This is a genomic window from Bartonella sp. AP72JLCBS (assembly GCF_042195705.1).
Lineage (GTDB): Bacteria > Pseudomonadota > Alphaproteobacteria > Rhizobiales > Rhizobiaceae > Bartonella.
Genome location: NZ_JBHIOU010000013.1, coordinates 38,059 through 59,975 on the forward strand (window position 1 = coordinate 38,059; position 21,917 = coordinate 59,975).

The following is a 21,917-nucleotide window of genomic DNA, read 5'->3' on the forward strand; positions in this document are numbered from 1 at the left end:
ATAATTCTTATGAAATCGCTGATTGATCATTTTGATATTGCTTCCTCTAAAGTGCAATCACTTATACAGGAAACACTTCATCATGCTGATGATGGTGAGCTTTACCTTGAGTATACAGAAAGCGAAGCTCTTTTATTTGATAATGGACAGCTTAAAAACGGTTCATTTCATCAAGATATGGGATTTGGACTACGCGTTGTTGCTGGAGAGGCTACTGGATATGCTCACTCTAGTGAGTTATCAGCTGCTGCACTCAAACGTGCCAGTGAAGCTGCTAAAGCTGTTACCTATAATAATCATGCAGGGACTTATAGCATAGCACCTCAACAAACAAACAAAAGACTTTATCAACCGCATAATCCCCTTGATGCTCCATCATTTGAAGAAAAAAGTGCTCTTTTGCAAAAAATTGATGCCTATTTACGTGCTAAAAATGATAAATTGCATCAGGTGACTGTTTCTCTTTCCGGCTCTCTACAACATGTTGAAATTTTACGTGCAGATGGTTATTTGGTTCGTGATATTCGTCCCCTTGTGCGACTTTCTATATCTGTGGTCGCAGCTGAAGGCAATCGTCGTGAAAATGGTTTTTATGGATGTGGAGGGAGACAAGCATTTAACCAATTTATTCATGAAGACAATTGGAAAAAAGCCGCGGATGAAGCCTTACGTATGGCTTTAACAAATTTAGAAGCAGAAGCAGCACCTGCTGGATCTTTTGATGTTGTCTTAGCTAACGGATGGCCTGGTGTTATGCTCCATGAAGCCGTAGGTCATGGTTTAGAAGGTGACTTTAACCGTAAAAAAACATCGGCTTTTGCTGGACTTTTAGGACAACAAGTTGCAGCAAAAGGTGTTACAGTTGTTGATGATGGAACAATTCCACAATGCCGTGGCTCTCTCACTGTCGATGATGAGGGGACCCCTTCAGGATATAACGTTCTCATTGAAGATGGAAAACTCGTTGGTTTTATGCAAGACAGGCTTAATGCACGGCTTATGGGAGGTAAATCAACTGGAAATGGACGGCGTGAATCTTATGCTTATGCACCAATGCCACGAATGACCAATACAATCATGCTAGGAGGAGATAAAACACCTGAAGAAATCCTTTCGTCACTTAAAAGTGGTATCTATGCTGTTTCATTTGGTGGAGGACAAGTTGATATTACTTCCGGAAAATTCGTCTTTGAATGTACTGAAGCATACCGAGTAGAAAATGGCAAAATTTGTGCACCAATCAAAGGTGCAACTCTTATTGGAAATGGACCGGATGCTATGAAACGTATCACAATGATTGGTAATGATAGTAAACTAGATAATGGTATTGGTATGTGCGGAAAAGCAGGGCAAAATGTCCCTGTTGGTGTTGGTCAACCTCATCTTCGAATCAATAATATGACAATCGGTGGAACTGCGCTTATAGAGGAATAAGCTTGCTCATTCCTTCCCAGTATTGCCTCCTTCTCGTCTATTACGACCATTTTGTGAGGGGGAGATTACAATGAATTGATTTATAAAGATAATCTAGCGTTATTCATATTGTATTAGAACCTTGAATACCGCAAGATTCTCTCATTTTAAATCTGTGTCTGTTCGATCAATCAAAATCATTCGTTTATACGTTACAGGCGGGGAGAGTTATATGGATAAAAACTGTACAAGAAAAGACTAAAGATTCCTCTTATGGGCCGTCTCAAGTACCAAGAGTTTTAAGAAACATTAGGGGATGGCAAATATAACGACGGCACAGGCTTATTCAGACACATCTTTTTCGTAAGATATTAGTCTTTTGTGTGGTTTTTTTGTGTGGGGTAACTTGTCTTTTATATTTCATAATAAAAAAGCTTAAAAGAAAAAAGCACTTTCTACATTCAGTGCTCTTAACTCAACGAGAAAAAGGTTATTATTATAGATAAATTTTGGAGAGATTTTATAATAATACTCAGGTAAACTTTTAAAAAAATCTTCATGGCATTTAAAAAATTTTAGGCTAAAGTTTCCAACCTTTCTTTTTTTTCTTTTTGCTCAAAACAGCAACAATTTCGACATGTGGTGACCATAAAAATTGATCAATCGGTATGATTTTTTCTACTGTATACCCCCCTGCAACAAGAAGAGATAAATCACGAGCAAATGTAGTAGGATTACAAGAAATTGCCACAACACGTGATACTGTAGTCTTCGCTAATTCACGTACTTGTTGCTCTGCACCAGCACGGGGAGGATCAAAAACAACACTCTCAAAACATTCAAGTTCCTTTACAGAAAGGGGATGTCGGAAAAGATCACGTTTTTCACAAGTGACCGTTTTTAAACCAGTCGCAAAACGTGCTGCTGTATTTAGATTTCTTAATGCATCTTCGTTATTTTCTACTGCATGAACATTCATCTTTTTTGCCATACGCAAGGTAAATGTTCCTACCCCTGAAAACAAATCAACAGCATTCTTTGCTTTTTTTAAATGAGTCAAAATAATATTGCCCATTATATTTTCAGCTTCACAAGTTGCTTGCAGAAAACCACCAGAAGGAAATTCAACACGGACATCTCCAAAGTAAATCTCTGGTTTTTCTCGTTCAACCAAAACTTCACCGTCAACAGATAAACGTATAATCCCATATGAAAGAGCAGCACTGATCATTCTCTGACGAAGTGATTCATGGTGTATAATGCAACCGCTTAAAGCAACATCTAAACCATTTTCAACACATGTTATCGTAACATGAAACCGTTTGGCAGAGCTCTTTAGAAAAGCACAGAGCTCTCTGATATTATGCAACTGAGAAATAAGCTCTGGACGGCTTACTGGGCATTCCTCAAGAGCTACAATCTCATGAGAGAGATAACGGTTAAAACCAACTTTTTGCCCCTGTGGGGTCATGGATGCTGTTAGAGTAATCCGCCGTCGGCTATAAGGTTTACATTCTATTAAAGGCGCAACAACATTATTAAGTCCATACTTTTTAAGCGCCTCAACAACCAATTGTTGTTTCCATACGCGATAAGCATCCATATGCCAATGCTGAAGAGTACACCCTCCACATTCTCCAAAATGCTGACAAAGAGTATCAATGCGTTCTGATGATTTTTCTTTTAATGTTATATATGTTGCATATTTTCCATGAACAGTAATTTCAGCACACTCTCCTGGTAAAGTAAAAGGAACAGAAACGAAGCCGTGAGACGTCTTAGCAATACCATAACCATTTGCTCCGATATGATCGATTATGACATTGTCATTCACTCTTGTTTTTCTCCGAATAGTAAATATTCCACGTTGCCATCACCACCTGTAATAGGGGAAGAAATTAAACCTTTTGCACTCCACCCTGTTTGTGTATTTAACCAAACAAAAAGCGCCTCAGCAGTTTCCTTAGCACTTGATGGACTTAATATTCCTCCCTTACTAAAGTGCTTACGACCAACCTCAAACTGAGGCTTTACCAGTAAAACAGCTTGGGCACCCTTCTTGGCTAAAGACAACACGGGAGGCAACGCAAGTTTGAGCGAAATAAAGCTAACATCTGAAACGATAAGATCAATTTCTCGCCCACCTAAATGTTCCTGTTTAAAATCTCTGACATTCAAGCCTTCTAATAACGTTATAGCACTGTTGCCCAATAAACGTTTATCAAATTGATGATGCCCAACATCAACGGCAATGACATGATCTGCTCCACGCTCTAAGAGAACTTGCGTAAAACCACCTGTTGATGCACCAACATCAATGGCTGTCACTTTGTCCGTTACAATTGGAAATGCATCAAGTGCAGCAATCAATTTTAACGCTGCCCGAGAAACATAATTCTGCGCTGGATCACAAACGGTAATCTCTGCATCATCAAAAACAATTTGCCCAGCTTTAAAAACGATTTCTCCGTTAACTTTAACAGTTTGGCGCATAATTGCATCACGTGCGCGTGAACGTGTCGTAAAAAAGTTTTTTTCAACTAAAAAAATATCGAGTCTTTTTCTGGAAGCCATCTCATACTCGAATTTTCTATCCTGTTCGAATCTCGCGTCCCAAAACAGCAAAAACCGTGTTTAAAATACCCATAGCGTCAAGTCCGACACGTGAAAGAACTTTTTCTGGTGAACCATGATTCAAATATTCATCAGGAAATTTTAGTGTACGAACTTTCAAACCATGCTCTAAGAGCCCTTCTTGCGCTAAAAATTGTAATATGTGCGCTCCAAATCCACCGATTGCCCCTTCTTCAATTGTCACCAATACCTCATGCTCACGTGCCAAACGACGCATCAAATCTTTATCTAAAGGTTTTGCAAACCGTGCATCTGCAACCGTTGTAGACAATTCTTCAGCCTCCAACGCATCAGCAGCTTGCAACACTTCTGACATCCGCGTTCCAAAACAAACCAAAGCGATTCTATTTCCTTCACGCAGAACGCGCCCTTTTCCAATTTCTAATAACTCACCACGTTGCGGTAAATCTATACCAATCCCCTCACCACGCGGATAACGAAAAGAAATTGGTCCCTGATCATAAGCTGCAGCTGTACGCACCATATGCATCAGTTCAAGCTCATCAGAAGGTGCCATAACAACAAACTCAGGAAGAGTCGCCAAAAAAACAATATCAAAACTTCCAGCATGTGTTGCACCATCTGCCCCCACAAAACCTGCTCGGTCAATAGCAAAACGTACCGGTAATTTTTGAATTGATACATCATGAATAATTTGATCATAAGCACGCTGTAAAAAAGTAGAATAAATTGCAACAAAAGGCTTATACCCTTCACAAGCAAGTCCTGCCGCAAAAGTTACGGCATGTTGCTCAGCGATACCAACATCAAACATTTTTTCAGGAAATTTTTTCGCAAAAGAATCAAGTCCTGTCCCTGTTGGCATCGCTGCTGTTATGCCAACAATCTTATCATCATGGCGAGCTTCTTCTATTAAAGCTTTAGAAAATACCTTGGTATAGGGTAGAATATTACTTGATGCTTTTACCTGTTTTCCTGTCGTGACATCAAAACGATTAACACCATGATATTTATCAGACGAGGCCTCTGCAGGTGGATATCCCTTTCCCTTATGGGTTACAACATGCACCAAAACAGGACCATTAGGATATTCACGAACATTTTTAAAAACAGGCAATAAATGCCCCAAATTGTGCCCATCTATGGGTCCAACATAATAAAAGCCAAGCTCATCAAATAAAGTTCCCCCAACCAAAAGGCCACGCGCAAATTCCTCTGAACGACGGGCTTTATCCAAAAAAAACTTTGGCAATTTTTCGCTCAACATCTTTACGCGTTCACGCAAATGACGATAAGAAGGACGAGACACTAATCGTGCAAGATGTGCACTCATAGCACCTGTAGGTGGTGCTATAGACATATCGTTATCATTAAGAACAACAATCAAGCGTGCATTCAAAGCACCAGCGTTGTTCATGGCTTCATAAGCCATGCCCGCAGACATTGCACCATCACCAATGACAGTTATGATATTGCGTCTTGTCTCTGCTTTCAAAGCACTTGCCACTGCCATACCAAGCCCCGCTGAAATAGAAGTAGACGAATGCCCCGCTCCAAATGGATCATACACACTTTCTGAACGTTTTGTAAAACCAGATAATCCGCCCTCCTGACGTAATGTGCGAATTTTTTCTCTACGCCCCGTTAAAATCTTGTGTGGATAGGTTTGATGACCAACATCCCAAATAATCCTATCCTCTGGTGTATTAAAAATATAATGTAATGCAACAGTGAGCTCAACAACACCAAGTCCCGCCCCAAGATGACCACCTGTTACAGAAACCGCATCAATTGTTGCGGTCCGCAACTCATCAGCCAACTGTACCAAATCAGACTCAGGCAATGCCCGCAAATCTTGCGGAAAACAAACACGGTCAAGCAATGGTGTTAAGACCTGAGACAAAAAAAATCCTTCCTATTATCTTAACTCAAGAAAACACAATGATAAAAATATATCTTCTCTACTCTTTTATTTACAGTTTTGCATCTTTTTTACTGAAAAATGCTCTTTTCTATTTGAGATGAGCTATAATTTCCTCATTTTTAACTTATTTTATAAAAAAGAAATCAATAAAACTTTCTGTTTATAAACTAAGGTTATTGCTTCTCTTAAGTCCCACAATAAATATCCAAAAAGATTTAAATTATTTAGCATCAAGTGGTTCCACTCCTTCTGGAAAACCTTCTTCTGAAAGCTGGATTTTTTCAACTTTAGCTTCAGCAACTCTTAAGAGTTTTTCACAATGCTTTTTAAGCGCTTCACCGCGTTCATAAATATCAATGGATTGTTCCAAAGGCACATCGCCACGTTCCAAATTTTCGACAATAACTTCAAGTTGCTTAAGCGCTTGCTCAAAGCTTAAGGTCGTAATATCCCCCTCTTGTATCTCTTTTTTCATATGAACCTCAAAAAATATCTGTTCTGGATATACGAACTCCAAAACCTTCCAAACCTACATAATGATGCTCTTTAGAAGCATAAACAATAACAGAGCCTATTCCTAAATATTTTAAAATTTGTGATCCTAAACCAATTTTGCGCCATTCTTCTTCGCGTTCAATCGCCTGCACATGGTTTTCTGAATTGTTTCTTGTCATGTTTTGAATACCAACAGTTGATTGTATAACAGATCCTTCACGCAAATAAATAAATACGCCACGTTTTTCTTTTTCCATCATACGCCGCATCATCACCATAATATCTGAAGTTTGACAAAAAACGTCACTTATAATGTTTTCATGATGTAAATGCACAGGAATATTCTCACCCTCACGGACATCACCAAAAACAATTGCAATATGCTGAACGACTTCCCAAGGAAGTTGATAACTTTGAACAATAGCGGGACCTACGAATGTTTCAATAGGCATTTCTCCAACATGCTTGATCAATATTTCCTTACGTTGGCGGTAAGCAATTAAATCTGCAACCGTTATAATATGCAACCGATGTTCTTGCGCAAATTTCATAATCTGATCGCCATGTTTAACGCTTCCATCATCATTAACTAACTCACCGATAACACCAACCGGCGGCAAATTAGCTAATTTACATAAATCAACAGCAGCCTCCGTGTGACCTGAACGCATGAGCACTCCCCCTTCATGCGCAATTAAAGGAAAAACATGCCCTGGACGAACAAAATCATCCGCACTTGCATTTGAATTCGCAAGATTACGTACAGCTAATGTACGGTCATGTGCTGAGATCCCTGTTGTTATGCCGTGTTTAAAATCAACAGTAACCGTAAATTGCGTCCCATGTGCAGAGTTATTATCTGGTACCATAGGAGAAAGATTAAACCGTTTTGCTTCTTTTTTTGGCATAGGTGTGCACACAATACCTGTTGTGTGACGAAGAATAAACGCCATCTTTTCTTCTGTACAATGCGCTGCAGCAACAGTTAAATCACCCTCATTTTCACGGTCATCATCATCTGTCACCACAACAATTTCACCGCGTTCAAAAGCTTTAAGTGCAGAAACAATTTTTTTTTCATCATACGCCATTGTTCACCTTTTCAATCACCCAACTTGACCGCGATGTCTTAGATAATGGTCAGCAATAGCACAAGCAACCATCGCTTCACCAACAGGAACGGCACGAATCCCAACACATGGATCATGACGTCCCTTTGTTATAACGTCTATATCATGACCATCAACATCAATGGAACGACGAGGTGTTAAAATTGATGAAGTAGGCTTTACAGCAAAACGCGCAACAATTGGCTGTCCACTCGATATTCCCCCTAAAATACCTCCCGCATGATTTGATAAAAAAAGCGGTTTTCCATCATTTCCCATTCGCATTTCATCGGCATTTTCTTCTCCCCTCAAGCGGGCTGCCGCAAAACCATCACCAATTTCCACACCTTTTACCGCATTAATCGACATAAGTAACGAGGCAATATCTTGATCAAGCTTTGCGTAAATAGGGGCTCCTAAACCTGCCGGAACATTTTCTGCAACGATCTCAACAACCGCACCAACAGATGTCCCCTCTTTACGGAGTTTACTGATATAGTCACTAAAAATGTGAACCATCTCTGCATCAGCTGTAAAAAAAGGATTATTATTAACCTCTGACCAATCCCAACGATCACGATTAATATTATGAGGACCAATTGCTATCACTGCTCCTCGTACAATCAAACCAGGAACGATTTTACGAGCAAATGCACCTGCTGCAACACGTGCTGCCGTCTCCCGTGCCGAAGCACGTCCCCCGCCTCGAAAATCACGAATGCCATATTTAATATCATAAGTATAATCCGCATGTCCTGGACGATACTGATGAGCAATTGCTCCATAATCTTGAGAGCGTTGATCTGTGTTTCGAATCAACAGAGAAATTGGTGTACCTGTTGTCACCAATGTCGTTCCATCGTCTTGAACAACAACTCCTGAAAGGACCTCTACTTCATCTGGTTCTCGGCGCTGCGTTGTGTATTTTGATTGTCCTGGCTTGCGTTTATCAAGATAAGCTTGAACTTCTGCAAGAGTAAAAATAATTCCAGGTGGACAACCATCAATGACACAACCAAGAGCAGCACCATGACTTTCACCCCATGTTGTTACACGAAACAAATGACCAAATGTATTATGCGACATGAAAAAAGATCCATTTCTCTGTCAAATATATACAACGATAACGTATGTTGTGTGCTATACACAAAACAGCTCTTTTCTCCCAAATACTCTTGGACACCTTAAATTTGGTCAAATTACTGCTGTCTAATAAAATCTTATAAACCAAACTTTATTCTTTAACGACAGAAATGTCTGGTGCATCAACTGCCTTCATACCTATGATATTATAACCCGAATCGACATGATGGACTTCACCGGTAACAGAACGAGACAAATCTGAAAGAAAATAAAGCGCAGAATCACCAACCTCTTCAATTGTTACCGTACGACGTAATGGAGCATTATATTCATTCCATTTTAAAATATAACGAAAATCACCAATACCAGAAGCCGCTAACGTTTTAATTGGTCCAGCAGATATAGCATTAACACGAATATTTTGGGGACCTAAATCTACCGCTAAATATTTCACGCTCGCTTCAAGAGCGGCTTTGGCAACCCCCATTACATTATAATTGGGAACAACCTTTTCTGCACCATAATAGGTTAGTGTCAAGATTGAACCACCATCTGGCATCAATTTTTCTGCACGCTTCGTTAGAGCTGTTAGGGAATAAACGGAAATATTCATGGTCATCATAAAATTTGATTCGCTGATATCAATATAACGACCACTTAATTCATCTTTATCAGAAAAACCAATAGCATGAACTAAAAAATCAAGTTTTCCCCATTTCTTCTCTATTTCTCTAAAGACCGTATCAATAGAGACACTGTCAGAAACATCACAATGTCCACAAACAAATCCCTTTAATTCTTCAGCCAAAGGCTCGACACGCTTTTTCATTGCTTCACCCTGATAGGTAAAAGCAAGCTCTGCCCCTGCGCCACTTGCCGCTTTAGCGATTCCCCAAGCGATGGAGCGATTATTGGCCAACCCCAAAATTAAACCACGCTTACCGTACAATAAACCATTACCCTTAGCCATCAGCACTGCCCCATTGTTACTTAAAATTAGTATTATTCACCTGCCTATGACACAGGTCAACTTTTTCTTCAAGCAATTGGTTTAAAATCAAACAAAAACTACGCTTTTATATATAAAATTTTTAAAATTAATCTTGTTGCATTTGCAAAAACTGTTCTAGTGCGGCGGCATTTTCATCTCCCGGCAACATAATGCGAACATGCACATAAAGATCATCTCTTGTACCATTTTTTAAACGAAGCCCTTTCCCTTTCAACCGTAAAACGCGATCAGAACTTGACCATGCAGGAATCGTTAAAACCACACGCCCCTCCAACGTCTCAACTTCTTCTTTTGCTCCCAAAACAGCATGTTTAAGAGAAACTGGTAAATCAAGATGGAGTGCTCTTCCTTCAACCCGAAAACGAGGATGTTTTTGAATCTGAATGGTTATTAACGCATCTCCTGCTTGCCCGTGAGGTACCTCTTCTCCCTGACCTTTTAAACGAATAGTCTGTCCGTCTTCAATATAATCTGGCAGTTTAATTTTTAACTTTTTTCCATTTGGAAAAACAGCTTCCACCTTTTCTGCGCCAACCATCTGCTCTAATGTTATGGCAAGATTAGCACGAACATGTGCTCCTTGTTGGGGACGGTTATAGTGTGTGGAATTCGAAAAGCTACCACCTCCTCCAAACAGATCCCGAAAAATATCACTCGCATCAAAACTTGCACCACCTGAAGAGGAAAAATCAAATCCCTTTGCTCTTCCTGAAAAGGGATTTTGTTTATTGCTAAAATTTTCACCAGCACCATAGGCTTGATAAAGCGGTTTTCCTTCCATATCAATTTCACCGCGGTCAAATTGTGCCTTTTTATCTTTATCACCTATAATTTCATAGGCTTGATTAATTTCAGCAAATTTCTCTTTAGCCTTTGTATCATCTTTATTATGGTCTGGATGATATTTCTTCGCTAATCTTCTAAATGCCGATTTAATCTCTTGCGATTTTGCGGTACGTGCCACACCCAGAATCGTGTAGGGATCACGCATATTGCCCTCTTTTCAATTTCTTCGTTTTCAAAATATCAACTGATACGTTGTTCAATATCCCTTATAGCTTCATCAGTCTATTCTAAAGAATAATTTCTTCTTTTCTCTTTATATGTCTATCAATAAACTAAAATACCAGATAAAATGAGATATTTATTTAATATAGCTCCTTGTAGTCTATGCTAAAGTAAAAATAATTAAACTACCATAGAAATACACGATAGCATTGGCTTTTTGAAAATAAGAAAAAATGGTACTGTGACTTCTTGATGATAAAGTAAATGAGAAAATGCCTCACCCATGCTCACTGATATTTGGAGAAACTATGAGCAAAAAAATACCAACAGATGATCATTTTATGCAAATGCAAAAACCTTTTGAACTTTTCGCAAAGTGGCTTGAAGAGGCAACGATAAGTGAAATAAATGATCCGAATGCTATGGCATTAGCAACAGTTGACGAAACAGGACTCCCTAATGTTCGTATGGTTCTCCTCAAAGACTACAGTCCCCAAGGCTTTGTCTTCTATACCAATTATGAAAGCTGTAAAGGACAAGAAATTTTAAAATCAATGAAAGCATCCTTAGGTTTTCATTGGAAATCGCTCCGTCGTCAAGTCAGAATTAGAGGAATTGTTGAAAAAGTAAGTCAACAGGAAGCCGATGCCTATTTCCAATCGCGACCACGTGGTAGTCGAATTGGTGCATGGGCATCTAAACAATCTCAACCTTTAGACAATCGTTTTGTGCTCGAAAAAGCAATTGCTCAATATACTGCGCGTTATGCTCTAGGCAATATTCCACGACCACCTTATTGGTCTGGGTTTCGTGTTAAACCCCTTTCTATAGAGTTCTGGTGCGATCGCCCATTTCGTTTACATGATCGTCTGCTTTTTACACGCGATTGTATTGAAAACAATGATTGGAAAAGACAAAAACTTTATCCCTAATCCTTCAAACTTCATCGTTATGAAGATTTTTTCTTCGCAACAATTAAACAAATATTTTTTATTCGAAAAATTCTAAAAGAAGATGATTTATTTTATTTAAATAGAAGAATTTTATTTTCACTGTAACAGTTGATTAGTAATATTTTCTACTGTATTGCTTAAAAATAGATTAGCAACAAGCTTATTAAAAAAAACATACTGTATTCAGTAGAAACTATGATTTTAGCTAACTTATTTTTAGACCGCAGGATAAAATATCATCCATATACCCCCACATACTAAACCAGCAAAAATCACAAAACCAATAAGCGAATTAGATTTGAAAAGCCTGAGGCATTGTGAACTGTCATCTATATCAATGACTTTAATTTGAATAAACATATGGATGCTTGCCACAAAAATCCCCAAAAAACTAAGAACAGGGACTCCAGCTAAATAAAATGCTAGACTAATGAACATCACAAAACCACCATACAAAAATACTAAAGCACGCTTGGTTGCTTTACCAAAAAGAAGAGCCGTAGAACGGACACCAACAGTAACGTCATCTTCTTTATCTTGATGTGCGTAGATTGTGTCGTATCCTATGGTCCACAAAATTGATCCCACATAAAGCAAGATTGGTGCCCAGCTTAAACTTCCAAAGACAACAGCCCACCCCATTAATGCCCCCCAATTAAATGCAACGCCTAAAAAAAACTGCGGCCAATATGTTACGCGTTTCATAAAAGGATAAAATGCAACAGCTATCAATGACGAAATACCTAGAAAAAAACTAAACCTATTAAATTGTGATAAAACAACTAAACCAACAAAACATTGCACAAGGATAAAAACTCTCGCTTGAAACCGACTCACATGACCTGTTGGCAATGGGCGAGAACGTGTCCTTTCTACCTGAGCATCAATTTTATGGTCAATAAGATCATTCCAAGTACATCCTGCCCCTCGCATAGCAATAGATCCCAGAAAAAAAAGAAAAAGATACCAAACCCAATGAAGAAACATTGATAAAAGAGTATCGTAATGCATGTTATAAGAGAAAAAAGCCATTGTTGTTGACCAAAAACAAGGCCACATCAACAATTGCCAACCGATAGGTCGATCCCAACGCGCCAATTGCGCATAAAACCATAAAGAACGGGGAAGGAAGCTGTAGACCCATTGTTTGGAAGATGCATCCATAACCCGTCCTTGGCTATCATAGGACTGAACATGCGCGATATTTTTATTTTTTTTCATCAAATGATTTACCTTTGGTCTTGCGATAGAGACATTTCATTCTTATGAGAAGGGGATGAGATTAATTATCTTTTATGAGAGGAGCAAGCAATGAATATTCTTCTTATTGGCTCAGGTGGACGAGAACACGCTTTAGCATGGAAAATAGCAGCATCACCACTGCTAACAAAATTATACTGTGCTCCTGGAAATCCTGCAACAACAGAATTTGGTGAAAATATTAATTTAAACATTGATAACCATTCCCTTGTTATTGATTTTTGTAAAGCACATTCTATTGATCTTGTAATTGTAGGACCAGAAGCACCATTGGTTGCGGGTATAACAGACTCCCTTAATAGCGCTAACATCTGTGTATTTGGTCCTACTCAAAAAGCTGCTCAACTAGAAGGTTCAAAAGCTTTTACAAAAGATTTATGTCGTAAGAATAACATTCCTACAGGAAGTTACCAATGCTTTAATGATGCCTCTAAAGCTAAAGCTTACATTCAGCAACAAGATGTTCCTATTGTTATTAAAGCTGATGGCTTAGCAGCTGGCAAAGGTGTTGTGGTTGCAACAACTATGGAAGAAGCATTTAACGCAGTTGATGCCTGCTTCAAAAGTACATTTGGAGATGCAGGAAACAAAATTGTTGTAGAATCTTTTCTTGAAGGTGAAGAAGCAAGCTTCTTCTGCCTTTGTGATGGTAAAGTTGCTCTTCCTTTTGGATCTGCTCAAGATCATAAACGTGTAGGTGATGGGGATATTGGAGCAAACACCGGTGGTATGGGTGCTTATTCACCAGCGCCCATCATGACCAAAGAAATAGTGAATCGTACTCTCAAAGAAATTGTTGAACCAGCTTTAAAAAGCATGAAAGAAATGGGCGCTCCCTTTAAAGGTATTCTCTTCGTCGGATTAATGATAACGCAAAAAGGACCCGAATTAATTGAATTTAACGTACGATTCGGTGATCCTGAATGTCAAGTTTTAATGATGCGCCTCAAAGAGGACATTTTGCCAATTTTTCTTGCTGCTGCTCAAGGAAAACTTGAAAATAAGCCTCTTCGGTGGTCTGAAAAAGCTGCTCTCACCGTTGTTATGGCTGCTAATGGTTATCCAGACTCTCCCCAAAAAGGTACTGTTATCCGTAACGTTGATCAAGTAAACTCTCTTCCCGATGTGAAAATTTTTCAAGCTGGTACAGTGTTGCGTGATGGAGAACTCATTGCAAATGGTGGACGTGTTCTCAATATAACTGCAACAGGAAAAACGATTACGCATGCACAAAAACGTGCCTATGAAGCTGTTGATTGTATTGATTGGCCAGAAGGTTTTGTTCGTCGTGATATCGGATGGAGAGCCGTTGCGCGAGAAAATTAAATCCTTTGAATATTCTTTTTTTACGATTTTCTTATTTTATATAAGAGCATGATACAAAAATTTTCTCACTGTTTTACGTCGACCATAATTTTGAAAAAATAAGTGTGCTTTCCTTTGAACAATCAAATATTGTAAATAGGATATCTACTCATGATAAAATAGGAAAATTTTCTGAATCTGAAGATGTAATATAAAATAATCATTTTACTGTTGTCTTTACTTTAAACGCATCTTCTCATCATTTTTATAAACACTTTCTTTCTTATAAAATCCTGAGGAAAAACGTATATACTATCATTTCTTTTATTTATCGCGTTTTTAGTGAAATTCCGCTTTTACGAAAAATAAAATGCCCAAAAAAGATAGTTATGTTATTCACATACAAATTCTTAAACAATATCTCTCATGCTTATCATTCCCATTTTACGACACTACCTGCAAATAGTATAAATCCATTCTGCCAGCTTTCTGGAATAAAAATAAAAACCGATACCATCATTGTATTTTCCAATTCTCAATATTACGATAACCCTTTCTATCTAAATGATTTTGATTATAAAAGAGAGATGAAATAAGAATATTCTGCAATATTCAAAGCTTTCATTCAACATGGAGAAATGATTTATAAAAAAAATTCAAAAACACTTCCAGTAATCTTCTGGTGTTTTTAATAATGTGGCAAAAACCCAAAATTATACCGCAAAAAAACAGTTTCTATTGTTATGAAAACCGTTTTTACCTCTCTGAAAAAAGCGTTTTACATCATCGATTCCTGCTGCCAATGTATGGTGTCAAAAAACTCTCATTTACAATCATTGACTTTCTCTTTGTTTTCAAGAACCAAAAGTCACACCAAATCCCGTCTGTAAAGGTCTGAATTCTCATTAAGCGGGTTCCTCTTGCTTCCCACTCATATGCTGCACTTACACAAAGACCAACAAGCAAACTTAAGAATATTCGCCATATCTTCTAAAAACACTTCATGTGTGAAGTTTACATGCCTTATGTTACCTCCCCAAACAACGATGTTTTACAGCACAACAAGATAAATGCTGACGGTCGTACAAAAATGAATGCATGTTAATTTACTGGAGTGCAATTCGATTCGCAATCACCAAACGCAAGCCTAACGGATTGCTATAACGAAGTAAAAAATGCTTTTGTTTAGAATGTGCTGTTGTACCAAAAAATCGATGTAAATCAGAACGATCTTTTACAACCAGAATGCGATTATCTTCATTGATCATAAGCATGGGAAGGCCATAAGTATCCGCCCATAACCGCCAATCCAGAAGAACATTATTCAAATCTCTGGAAACCAAAAGCGGTATACAAGCTTCCTCATCGGCATGAAGTAATTCTAATGCAACAGCTCTTTCTCCTGAACGCGTTTTTACGGTACGTGCTGCAATTCCTTGAAAATGATAAGGGGGTATTAAATGCGATAAGCTTGAAGGCATATCCGTTTTAAAAGAAACACCACGCTCATTTAACGAACAAATAACCTGATTACCCGTTTTGGATGAAAAATATGTCGTCGTTTGTGGCAAATGGCACGGATCTAACCGAAATTCAAGCACCGCTTTTGCCTGATTAAAGCATTGATTAGCCATATACATTATCCCAATTTATCTTAAATAACATACACCCTTTAGCAGCTTTTTCTCATTGGATTATTAAAAGTTTGAATAAAAAACAACTGGTTTCTTTTTTGGTTATTAAAATCTAAACAAAAATGCATGATCACCATTCTTGAATTATAATACTTTTCCAGGATTCATTATCCCTAAAGGATCGAGTGTTTTTTTAATCCCTTGCATAATATCCAATGCGACAGGCGATTTAAAAGAACGAAGTTCTTCGCGCTTAAGCTGACCAATTCCATGCTCAGCAGAAAATGCACCTCTATAGTCCACCACTAAACTATGAATGCGATGATTCATTGTTGACCATAACTGCAAAAACACTGTCGTATCAGCTCCTACAGGTTGTGTAATATTATAATGTAAATTTCCATCGCCCATGTGTCCAAAACAAATCACCCTTGCTCCTGGAGCAATATCTTCAACAATAAGCGCTGCCTCAGCAATAAAATCAGGAATAGAAGCAAGTGGGATTGCAATATCATGCTTAATGGACCCTCCTGCTAACTTTTGTGCTGATGATATACTTTCTCGTAATTGCCAAAAAAAATCTTGCTGTTTTAAAGATTGCGCAACAACTGCATCTTCTATCACCGCATTCTTTAAAGCTTCTTCTAAAATAGTACTCAATACCGATAACGCCTCATCATTGCCTTGCAACGATGAAATGTTCATTAATACATACCATTCATGTTTCCGCTGAAGAGGAGGCTTCTCACACATCTTATAATCTAAAGCCATTTGCAAACTGAGATTTCCCATGAGCTCAAAACCTGTCAACATCCCTCCTCCATATTCTTGAGCCAGAGATAAAAACTCTAAAGCCTTCGCCGGACTATATAATCCCACCAAAGCAACAGCTTTTCCTTTTATTTTTGGAAACATCTTCAAAACGGCTGCAGTTATAACTCCCAATGTGCCTTCTGCACCAATAAAAAGATCTTTTAAATCGTAACCGCTATTGTCTTTTTTAACAAAACGCAAATCATCTAAAATACGCCCATCCGGTAAAACAACTTCTAAACCAAGACAAAGATCACGCATATTGCCATAAGCTAAAACAGCTGTCCCTCCAGCATTCGACGAAAGATTGCCTCCTACTTGGCAAGAACCTTCAGATGCCAAAGAAAGAGGGAAAAAACGACCTGATTCATCCACTTTTTTCTGTAAATCCTGTAAAATAACACCAGCCTCTACAACAACAAAATTTCCCTCAAGATTTATAGCTCTAATCTTATTTAATCGCTCCATGGATAAAAGAACGCTCCCTCCTCCTTCATCTGGTTGTTGTCCCCCCACAAGCCCTGTATTTCCACCCTGTGGCACAATCGGTGTGCGCGTTTTGCTCGCGAACTGCATAATCGATGAGACCTCTGCGCAAGAAGATGGACGTAAAAGTAAAGGTGTTTTTCCATGAAAAAGCCCACGCTCTTCAAGCAAATACGGTGCAATCAAAGCTTGATCCGTTATAGCATGCTTAGCACCAACAATTTCCCTAAACCCTTCAATTAATTCCTGCTCCATGTTCATTTCTCCTTTGGAGCCGCAGCCCGTATAAGACGATCATTGATAGCCTCTCCTAATCCGTATGATGGAATAGGTTCTACTGCGATACATCTCACTTTAAATGAATCTAATTCCTTCATATATTGAAATAAATGAGAGGCTGCCTCTTCCAACTTTCCATCTTCGCTAAGGTTTAAAATAGAAACGGCATTTTCAGCCCCCATAACACGCTTTGAACCAAATGCTAAAAGCGCTTCACCATTTTCCACCTTTTCTACATTCAAACGAACCGTAGCATTGGGAGCATAATGCGATTTTAACATCCCAGGAGCTTCAATCGCCGCCCTTTGATCTATCCGTTTTAAAGGCTTCCCCACAACCTCTTCAATTTTATCAGCCGCAAGCCCCCCTGGACGCAAAAGATAAATATTTTCACCACAAATTTTAATAATCGTTGATTCCAGCCCTATTTTAGCAGGTCCTCCGTCCAATATCAAAGGAACAGATTCCCCCAAAGATGCAAAAACAGCCTCAGCTGAAGTAGGGCTAAGACGCCCCGATTGATTCGCACTAGGAGCAGCAAGTGGACGGCCAAAATGTTGTACCACTTCCGCAAAACGACTGTCTGGAAAACGAACAGCCAAGGTATTCAAACCAGAGGTTGTTAAAGGATGGATATTATGCTGTTCCTTTAAAGGCAAAACCAATGTCAAAGGCCCTGGCCAAAATTCCTCTATTAATTGGCGTGAAAGAAAGTCAATTTTAACATAACGTTCCGCCATTTCGGTGCCGCTAACATGCGCAATAAGAGGATTAATTTGCGGACGACCCTTTGTAGAATAAATAGAAGAAATTGCCCTCCCATTGGTTGCATCGCCTGCTAATCCATAAACAGTTTCTGTTGGTAACGCTACTAACTTCCCTTGTTCAAGAAGCGCTATTGCCTCTCTTATCGAAGCACTATCGAGTGGTAGAATCGTCATGACACATCATTTCTATAACACTCTTTTAGTGATATTATGCTCTTTTTTATTCATATATCACATTGATTTATATGTTTTTTTAAGTATGGGGTTCATAAATAAAGGTTAGGGAATAGGATTTTCCAATATTCTTCTACAAAACATACCTTATTCTTCTAACTTTCTCTAATAATTTTTTGAATTTTGCTAAGTTCTCTTGTGAAAAGCTATTGTTGAAACTCTTGACATAGACTTAACGTGCAGTACATTGTACTACAATTGAATAGGGGATTTAGAAATGGGAAAAATTCAAGCCCGCATACCTGATCAAGTTCAAGAAATTGCAAGTGCAGTTATTAAGTCTACGGGTTTAACTGTATCGGATGCAGTACGCATGTTTATGACCCGCATTGCTAGAGATCGAACATTACCGCTTGGATCTTTCAACCAAATCCGGAAACATTACGAGCTATCGAGGATGCTGAAATGGGACGCATCGAACACACATCATTAGACAGCTTAAGGACCATGATACGCGAAGATAGAACCGAAATGCGTAAATCTGAAAAGAAAACCTAAGCTTGCTATATTGTCTATACGCGTTCATTCCGGTCTGACCTTAAACGTGACAGCAAAGGTAGGTATGCTAATACACTAGAGAAGGATTTGCTGCTTGTGGTCAAAGCGTTAGCGGAGAATGAACCGCTAACGGCGCATTGGAGAGATCATGCACTAACATGTCAATGGCACAATTGTCGTGATTGTCATATCAAGCCAGATTTAGTTTTGATCTATCGAAAGCCAGATACCAAAACACTAGAGCTCTTACGACTTGGTTTGCATTCTGAACTACGCTTATGATTGGATCTACAATTCATAGTAAAAAGAATTTTTCGAAGTTCTGCTTGTATGACAGTTTTTCTAATTCTTTAAGAACCACTGCTTTAAATGTGCAATGACATTATCTAGCGCATCCATGAGGCGTGCAAAATCAAGGATAAGCAAAAAAAGAAAAAATGCTATCCACTTCATCAAGCGAGACATCATTTTCACACTTTGGTAGGTAAGTATCATTTCTTGAAGCATTTCTTTTTCTGCTTCTGTAAGCTCTATATCGTCTTGTGTTTTTTTCTAGCCATGTTTCCACCCACACAAGCGTTGACCCTGCTTGTTATGCTTTAAGATCTCTCTTGCTAAGTTTGAGCTAATGGTGTTCAGATCTTGTCGGCTTAAATAAATAGGTAACCAACCAACACAAGAAGAAACATATTTATTTGTCGCGCAACCAGTGAGAGAGAGCAGCACGCACATCAGCATCACTTTTTTGATTAACTTCACTTTCCACCTCAAGCCGTGTTGTGGCTGCTTTTAAAGCTTTTTCTGTTTGCTTTTGTTGCTCTACTTTTTTCCCAAGAGTAAAAGCTTTTGCTAAGGCAATAAAAAAAGCGGCTAAAGCCGCACCTGTTACCATCAAGTTTCTTTTCATCCATAAGATCATAGGCGGTGCTCCTGAAAGCGTTTAGCAACAAAGAAAATACCAGTACATGCGGCTAAAACCATAATGGCGGCTAAAGCCCATTGAATGGGTCCATTGCCCACTAAAAATCCACCAAGACCTGAGAAAGAACCAATAATCGGTGCCAATGCGTCTGCTTTGAAACCCCCCGTTGGTGCTTGCGTTTCTACTGTTTGATAATTGGAAGAAACATAAGCCCCTTTCGCCCATAGTCCTGCCTCTGCTACACGCCGGTGTACAAGACCTTGTAAACGTTTGCCTCCCGCTTTGGTCCATTTCTGCAATTCGGTTGGTACAGATTCATAATCCCCCGATTAAGCCTTTTAAGTAGTGTTCTATAGCCTTCTTGAGGGCTTAACGTGTTGCCTATGATTTTCATGGCAAGATCTGGATATTGCGTGAGTGCTTGCGCATCTTCATCGCTATACCCTTTAGAGCGTAAAAATTGCAAAGTTTGTTTATGTTGTGCGCGTTCCTTGTTGCCCTGCCGCATAAGGATAGATGCATTTGAAAAACTTTCTTGTGGTGTCTTTCCTAACGCAAGCCCTGCAAAAAAATCCATTAAATGCTCGGAAAATTCTGATTTTCTAAAACGCTCCCATAAGCTACTTGGATTTGCTCCTGTCTGAACAAAGTTATCAAGTGACTTGATATAATCTGTTTTTTGTTCAAGATCACCACTTGCTTTTAAATGCTCCTCTTCTGGTAAGTGTGCATTCAAATGTTTTTCTTCTCCTATAGGTGCATCAAAAAGCTTTTCCTCATCATTTCCAGAATCATTTTTCAAAGAGTTTTCCGCTATAGATTTCTCATTAAGTTGAGCAATATAATCCATCACATTTTTTTGCTGTCGCCCAGCTTCATCCCCACTAGACTGATCAATGTTCCCAACAAGTGGAGATTGAGGAATCATTGATGCAACACCTCCCTGCTCTGAGAAGTCATGTTTTTGTTGCTCCGGCACCTCTTGTATCTTAACAGTATTCTTTGAAACATCCGGCAATGGAGGCATTTGGCGTTTTAAATCATCCATAGACATAATCAATTCTGCTGGCGTTTTTTCCCAGCTCGTTCTGTCCCTGCTTGAGAACCGCGAATAAGCTCTATAGGACTCAATTTTTGCGGAGTATTATCCCCATTGCTCGCATCAAAAGGGTTTGTGCGACAAGCAGCCCGTTCTAAAAAAACTTGGCTTGTATCGTCCTTCCAACGGTGTGCTTGGAGGCGTAGAAAGCTTGTTCGAACAAATGCTTTGGCAATTGATACATACCCTGATATATCAAGGGACGCAAAAATTTTGGATCAAACAACTTTAAAAGAGAATTTGTGTTTTCTTGTTCCATCACTGCACCCTTTCCATCTCACAGCCACGCTTGCTATAATCTACATGCAAAAAACCTATCGCCTTATGCAAGAAAACAGCTTCAGGTTTTGACTTCAAAACATCTTGTGCCATCACCCCGCGATAACGCTCTGGATAGCCCCTGTAGTTATACTCATAGAGTTTGTATCCATCTCGCTGCCCTACTCGTACGATATTTTCTTTCGCTCTGATGTTGCTAAGCCCAGCAAAAGTACCAAGGATAGTTCCAACATTTTCAACAATCTCCTACGGATTAGGTTTTGGCTACAACAAGATATTGATTTATAATGATAATTCACTGTTTTGTATGTTGAGTGAGAGTCCCGAATAACGTAAGATTCTCTCATTTCAAATCTGTGTATGCTGAATCAATCAAAACCACTCGCTTGTACATAACAAGTGGGATGAGTGTGTGGATAAAATTTGTATAAGAAAGGACTAAAAATGGCTCTTATGAACCGTCTTAATGCAAGATCTGTCGCAACACCCACGAGCTGGCAAATATAATGATGGTGCTGGCTTGCTTCTCCATAAGCGTAAAGATGGTGGTGCTCAATGGCTTTATCGTTATACCATTCATGGGCGCCGTCGTGAAATGGGATTGGGTGCCTTAAGACATGTTTCTTTAAAAAAAGCCCGTGAATTGGCAAACCAATGGCGTTCTGTTTTGCATGAGGGGCGTGACCCCATTAAAGAACGCGATAAACAAAAGCGTGAAGCAATAAGCAATCTCCATTACTTAAAAGACA

Annotated in this window: 17 protein-coding genes and 4 pseudogenes; 6 read left to right on the forward strand and 15 right to left on the reverse strand. The window is 38.9% G+C overall.

The features are described 5' to 3' along the window. The first annotated feature begins 9 nt into the window (after positions 1–9). Positions 10–1,434 (forward strand): metalloprotease TldD, encoded by a 1,425-nt coding sequence (tldD, locus tag ACFILO_RS07550; protein ID WP_375611127.1) that lies wholly within the window; start codon positions 10–12, stop codon positions 1,432–1,434. 559 nt (positions 1,435–1,993) lie between these two features. Here the strand turns inward: tldD and ACFILO_RS07555 are convergent. From ACFILO_RS07555 to ACFILO_RS07590, 8 genes are all read right to left on the reverse strand, one after another. Continuing rightward, on the reverse strand, positions 1,994–3,247 hold the full coding sequence (locus ACFILO_RS07555) for a class I SAM-dependent RNA methyltransferase (RefSeq protein ID WP_375652324.1): 1,254 nt from the start codon (positions 3,245–3,247) through the stop codon (positions 1,994–1,996). Further along, complete coding sequence (locus ACFILO_RS07560; protein ID WP_375613026.1) at positions 3,244–3,987, reverse strand: TlyA family RNA methyltransferase; 744 nt, start codon at positions 3,985–3,987, stop codon at positions 3,244–3,246. The genes ACFILO_RS07555 and ACFILO_RS07560 overlap by 4 nt, the downstream gene beginning before the upstream one ends. Before the next feature lie 16 nt (positions 3,988–4,003). Continuing rightward, a complete protein-coding gene (gene dxs, locus ACFILO_RS07565; RefSeq protein WP_375631585.1) occupies positions 4,004–5,911 on the reverse strand; it encodes a 1-deoxy-D-xylulose-5-phosphate synthase in 1,908 nt (635 codons plus the stop codon). A gap of 241 nt (positions 5,912–6,152) precedes the next feature. Further along, positions 6,153–6,407 carry an exodeoxyribonuclease VII small subunit gene (locus ACFILO_RS07570; RefSeq protein ID WP_375611123.1) on the reverse strand — a complete coding sequence of 85 codons (255 nt, stop codon included), beginning with the start codon at positions 6,405–6,407 and terminating at the stop codon, positions 6,153–6,155. 7 nt (positions 6,408–6,414) lie between these two features. Then, on the reverse strand, positions 6,415–7,518 hold the full coding sequence (gene ribB / locus ACFILO_RS07575; protein ID WP_375631583.1) for a 3,4-dihydroxy-2-butanone-4-phosphate synthase: 1,104 nt from the start codon (positions 7,516–7,518) through the stop codon (positions 6,415–6,417). 15 nt (positions 7,519–7,533) lie between these two features. Beyond that, positions 7,534–8,622, reverse strand: a complete 1,089-nt coding sequence (aroC, locus tag ACFILO_RS07580) for a chorismate synthase (RefSeq protein WP_375652325.1) — start codon at positions 8,620–8,622, stop codon at positions 7,534–7,536. A 148-nt stretch (positions 8,623–8,770) separates the two neighbouring features. Then, a complete protein-coding gene (fabI, locus tag ACFILO_RS07585; RefSeq protein WP_375619738.1) occupies positions 8,771–9,589 on the reverse strand; it encodes an enoyl-ACP reductase FabI in 819 nt (272 codons plus the stop codon). A 127-nt stretch (positions 9,590–9,716) separates the two neighbouring features. Then, entirely contained in the window at positions 9,717–10,622 is a 906-nt protein-coding gene (locus ACFILO_RS07590) for a DnaJ C-terminal domain-containing protein (RefSeq protein ID WP_375620646.1), read from the reverse strand. 325 nt (positions 10,623–10,947) lie between these two features. Between ACFILO_RS07590 and pdxH the strand changes: the two genes are divergently transcribed. Then, positions 10,948–11,571, forward strand: coding sequence for a pyridoxamine 5'-phosphate oxidase (gene pdxH / locus ACFILO_RS07595; RefSeq protein ID WP_375631578.1), 624 nt, complete (start codon positions 10,948–10,950; stop codon positions 11,569–11,571). Between the two features lie 237 nt (positions 11,572–11,808). Here the strand turns inward: pdxH and ubiA are convergent, their stop codons facing one another. Next, entirely contained in the window at positions 11,809–12,813 is a 1,005-nt protein-coding gene (ubiA, locus tag ACFILO_RS07600; protein ID WP_375678079.1) for a 4-hydroxybenzoate octaprenyltransferase, read from the reverse strand. A 90-nt stretch (positions 12,814–12,903) separates the two neighbouring features. On the opposite strand from ubiA, the gene purD reads away from it, so the two are divergent. Then, positions 12,904–14,178 carry a phosphoribosylamine--glycine ligase gene (purD, locus tag ACFILO_RS07605; RefSeq protein ID WP_375678080.1) on the forward strand — a complete coding sequence of 425 codons (1,275 nt, stop codon included), beginning with the start codon at positions 12,904–12,906 and terminating at the stop codon, positions 14,176–14,178. A gap of 1,085 nt (positions 14,179–15,263) precedes the next feature. On the opposite strand, the gene ACFILO_RS07610 is transcribed toward purD, so the two are convergent. From ACFILO_RS07610 to ACFILO_RS07620, 3 genes are all read right to left on the reverse strand, one after another. After that, complete coding sequence (locus ACFILO_RS07610) at positions 15,264–15,791, reverse strand: DUF6101 family protein (RefSeq protein ID WP_375628324.1); 528 nt, start codon at positions 15,789–15,791, stop codon at positions 15,264–15,266. Positions 15,792–15,935: 144 nt separating this feature from the next. Next, positions 15,936–17,345, reverse strand: a complete 1,410-nt coding sequence (locus tag ACFILO_RS07615; RefSeq protein ID WP_375613033.1) for an FAD-binding oxidoreductase — start codon at positions 17,343–17,345, stop codon at positions 15,936–15,938. 2 nt (positions 17,346–17,347) lie between these two features. Then, positions 17,348–18,310, reverse strand: coding sequence for an L-threonylcarbamoyladenylate synthase (locus ACFILO_RS07620; protein WP_375678081.1), 963 nt, complete (start codon positions 18,308–18,310; stop codon positions 17,348–17,350). 277 nt (positions 18,311–18,587) lie between these two features. On the opposite strand from ACFILO_RS07620, the pseudogene ACFILO_RS07625 reads away from it, so the two are divergent. Both ACFILO_RS07625 and ACFILO_RS07630 read left to right on the forward strand, forming a co-directional pair. Beyond that, positions 18,588–18,868, forward strand: a pseudogene (locus ACFILO_RS07625) (type II toxin-antitoxin system RelB/DinJ family antitoxin). A 9-nt stretch (positions 18,869–18,877) separates the two neighbouring features. Further along, positions 18,878–19,150 (forward strand): type II toxin-antitoxin system YafQ family toxin, encoded by a 273-nt coding sequence (locus ACFILO_RS07630; RefSeq protein WP_375678083.1) that lies wholly within the window; start codon positions 18,878–18,880, stop codon positions 19,148–19,150. Between the two features lie 409 nt (positions 19,151–19,559). Here the strand turns inward: ACFILO_RS07630 and ACFILO_RS07635 are convergent, their stop codons facing one another. The 3 genes and pseudogenes from ACFILO_RS07635 to ACFILO_RS07645 all read right to left on the reverse strand — a co-directional run. Further along, a complete protein-coding gene (locus ACFILO_RS07635) occupies positions 19,560–19,787 on the reverse strand; it encodes a hypothetical protein (RefSeq protein WP_273788001.1) in 228 nt (75 codons plus the stop codon). Next, positions 19,784–20,139 (reverse strand): annotated as a pseudogene (locus ACFILO_RS07640) (glycoside hydrolase family protein); the annotation flags it as partial. The gene ACFILO_RS07635 and the pseudogene ACFILO_RS07640, both read right to left, overlap by 4 nt. Next, positions 20,134–21,148: pseudogene (locus ACFILO_RS07645) on the reverse strand (hypothetical protein); the annotation flags it as partial. The pseudogenes ACFILO_RS07640 and ACFILO_RS07645, both read right to left, overlap by 6 nt. A 464-nt stretch (positions 21,149–21,612) precedes the next feature. Here ACFILO_RS07645 and ACFILO_RS07650 point away from each other — a divergent pair. Then, a pseudogene (locus ACFILO_RS07650) lies at positions 21,613–21,917 on the forward strand (Arm DNA-binding domain-containing protein); the annotation flags it as partial.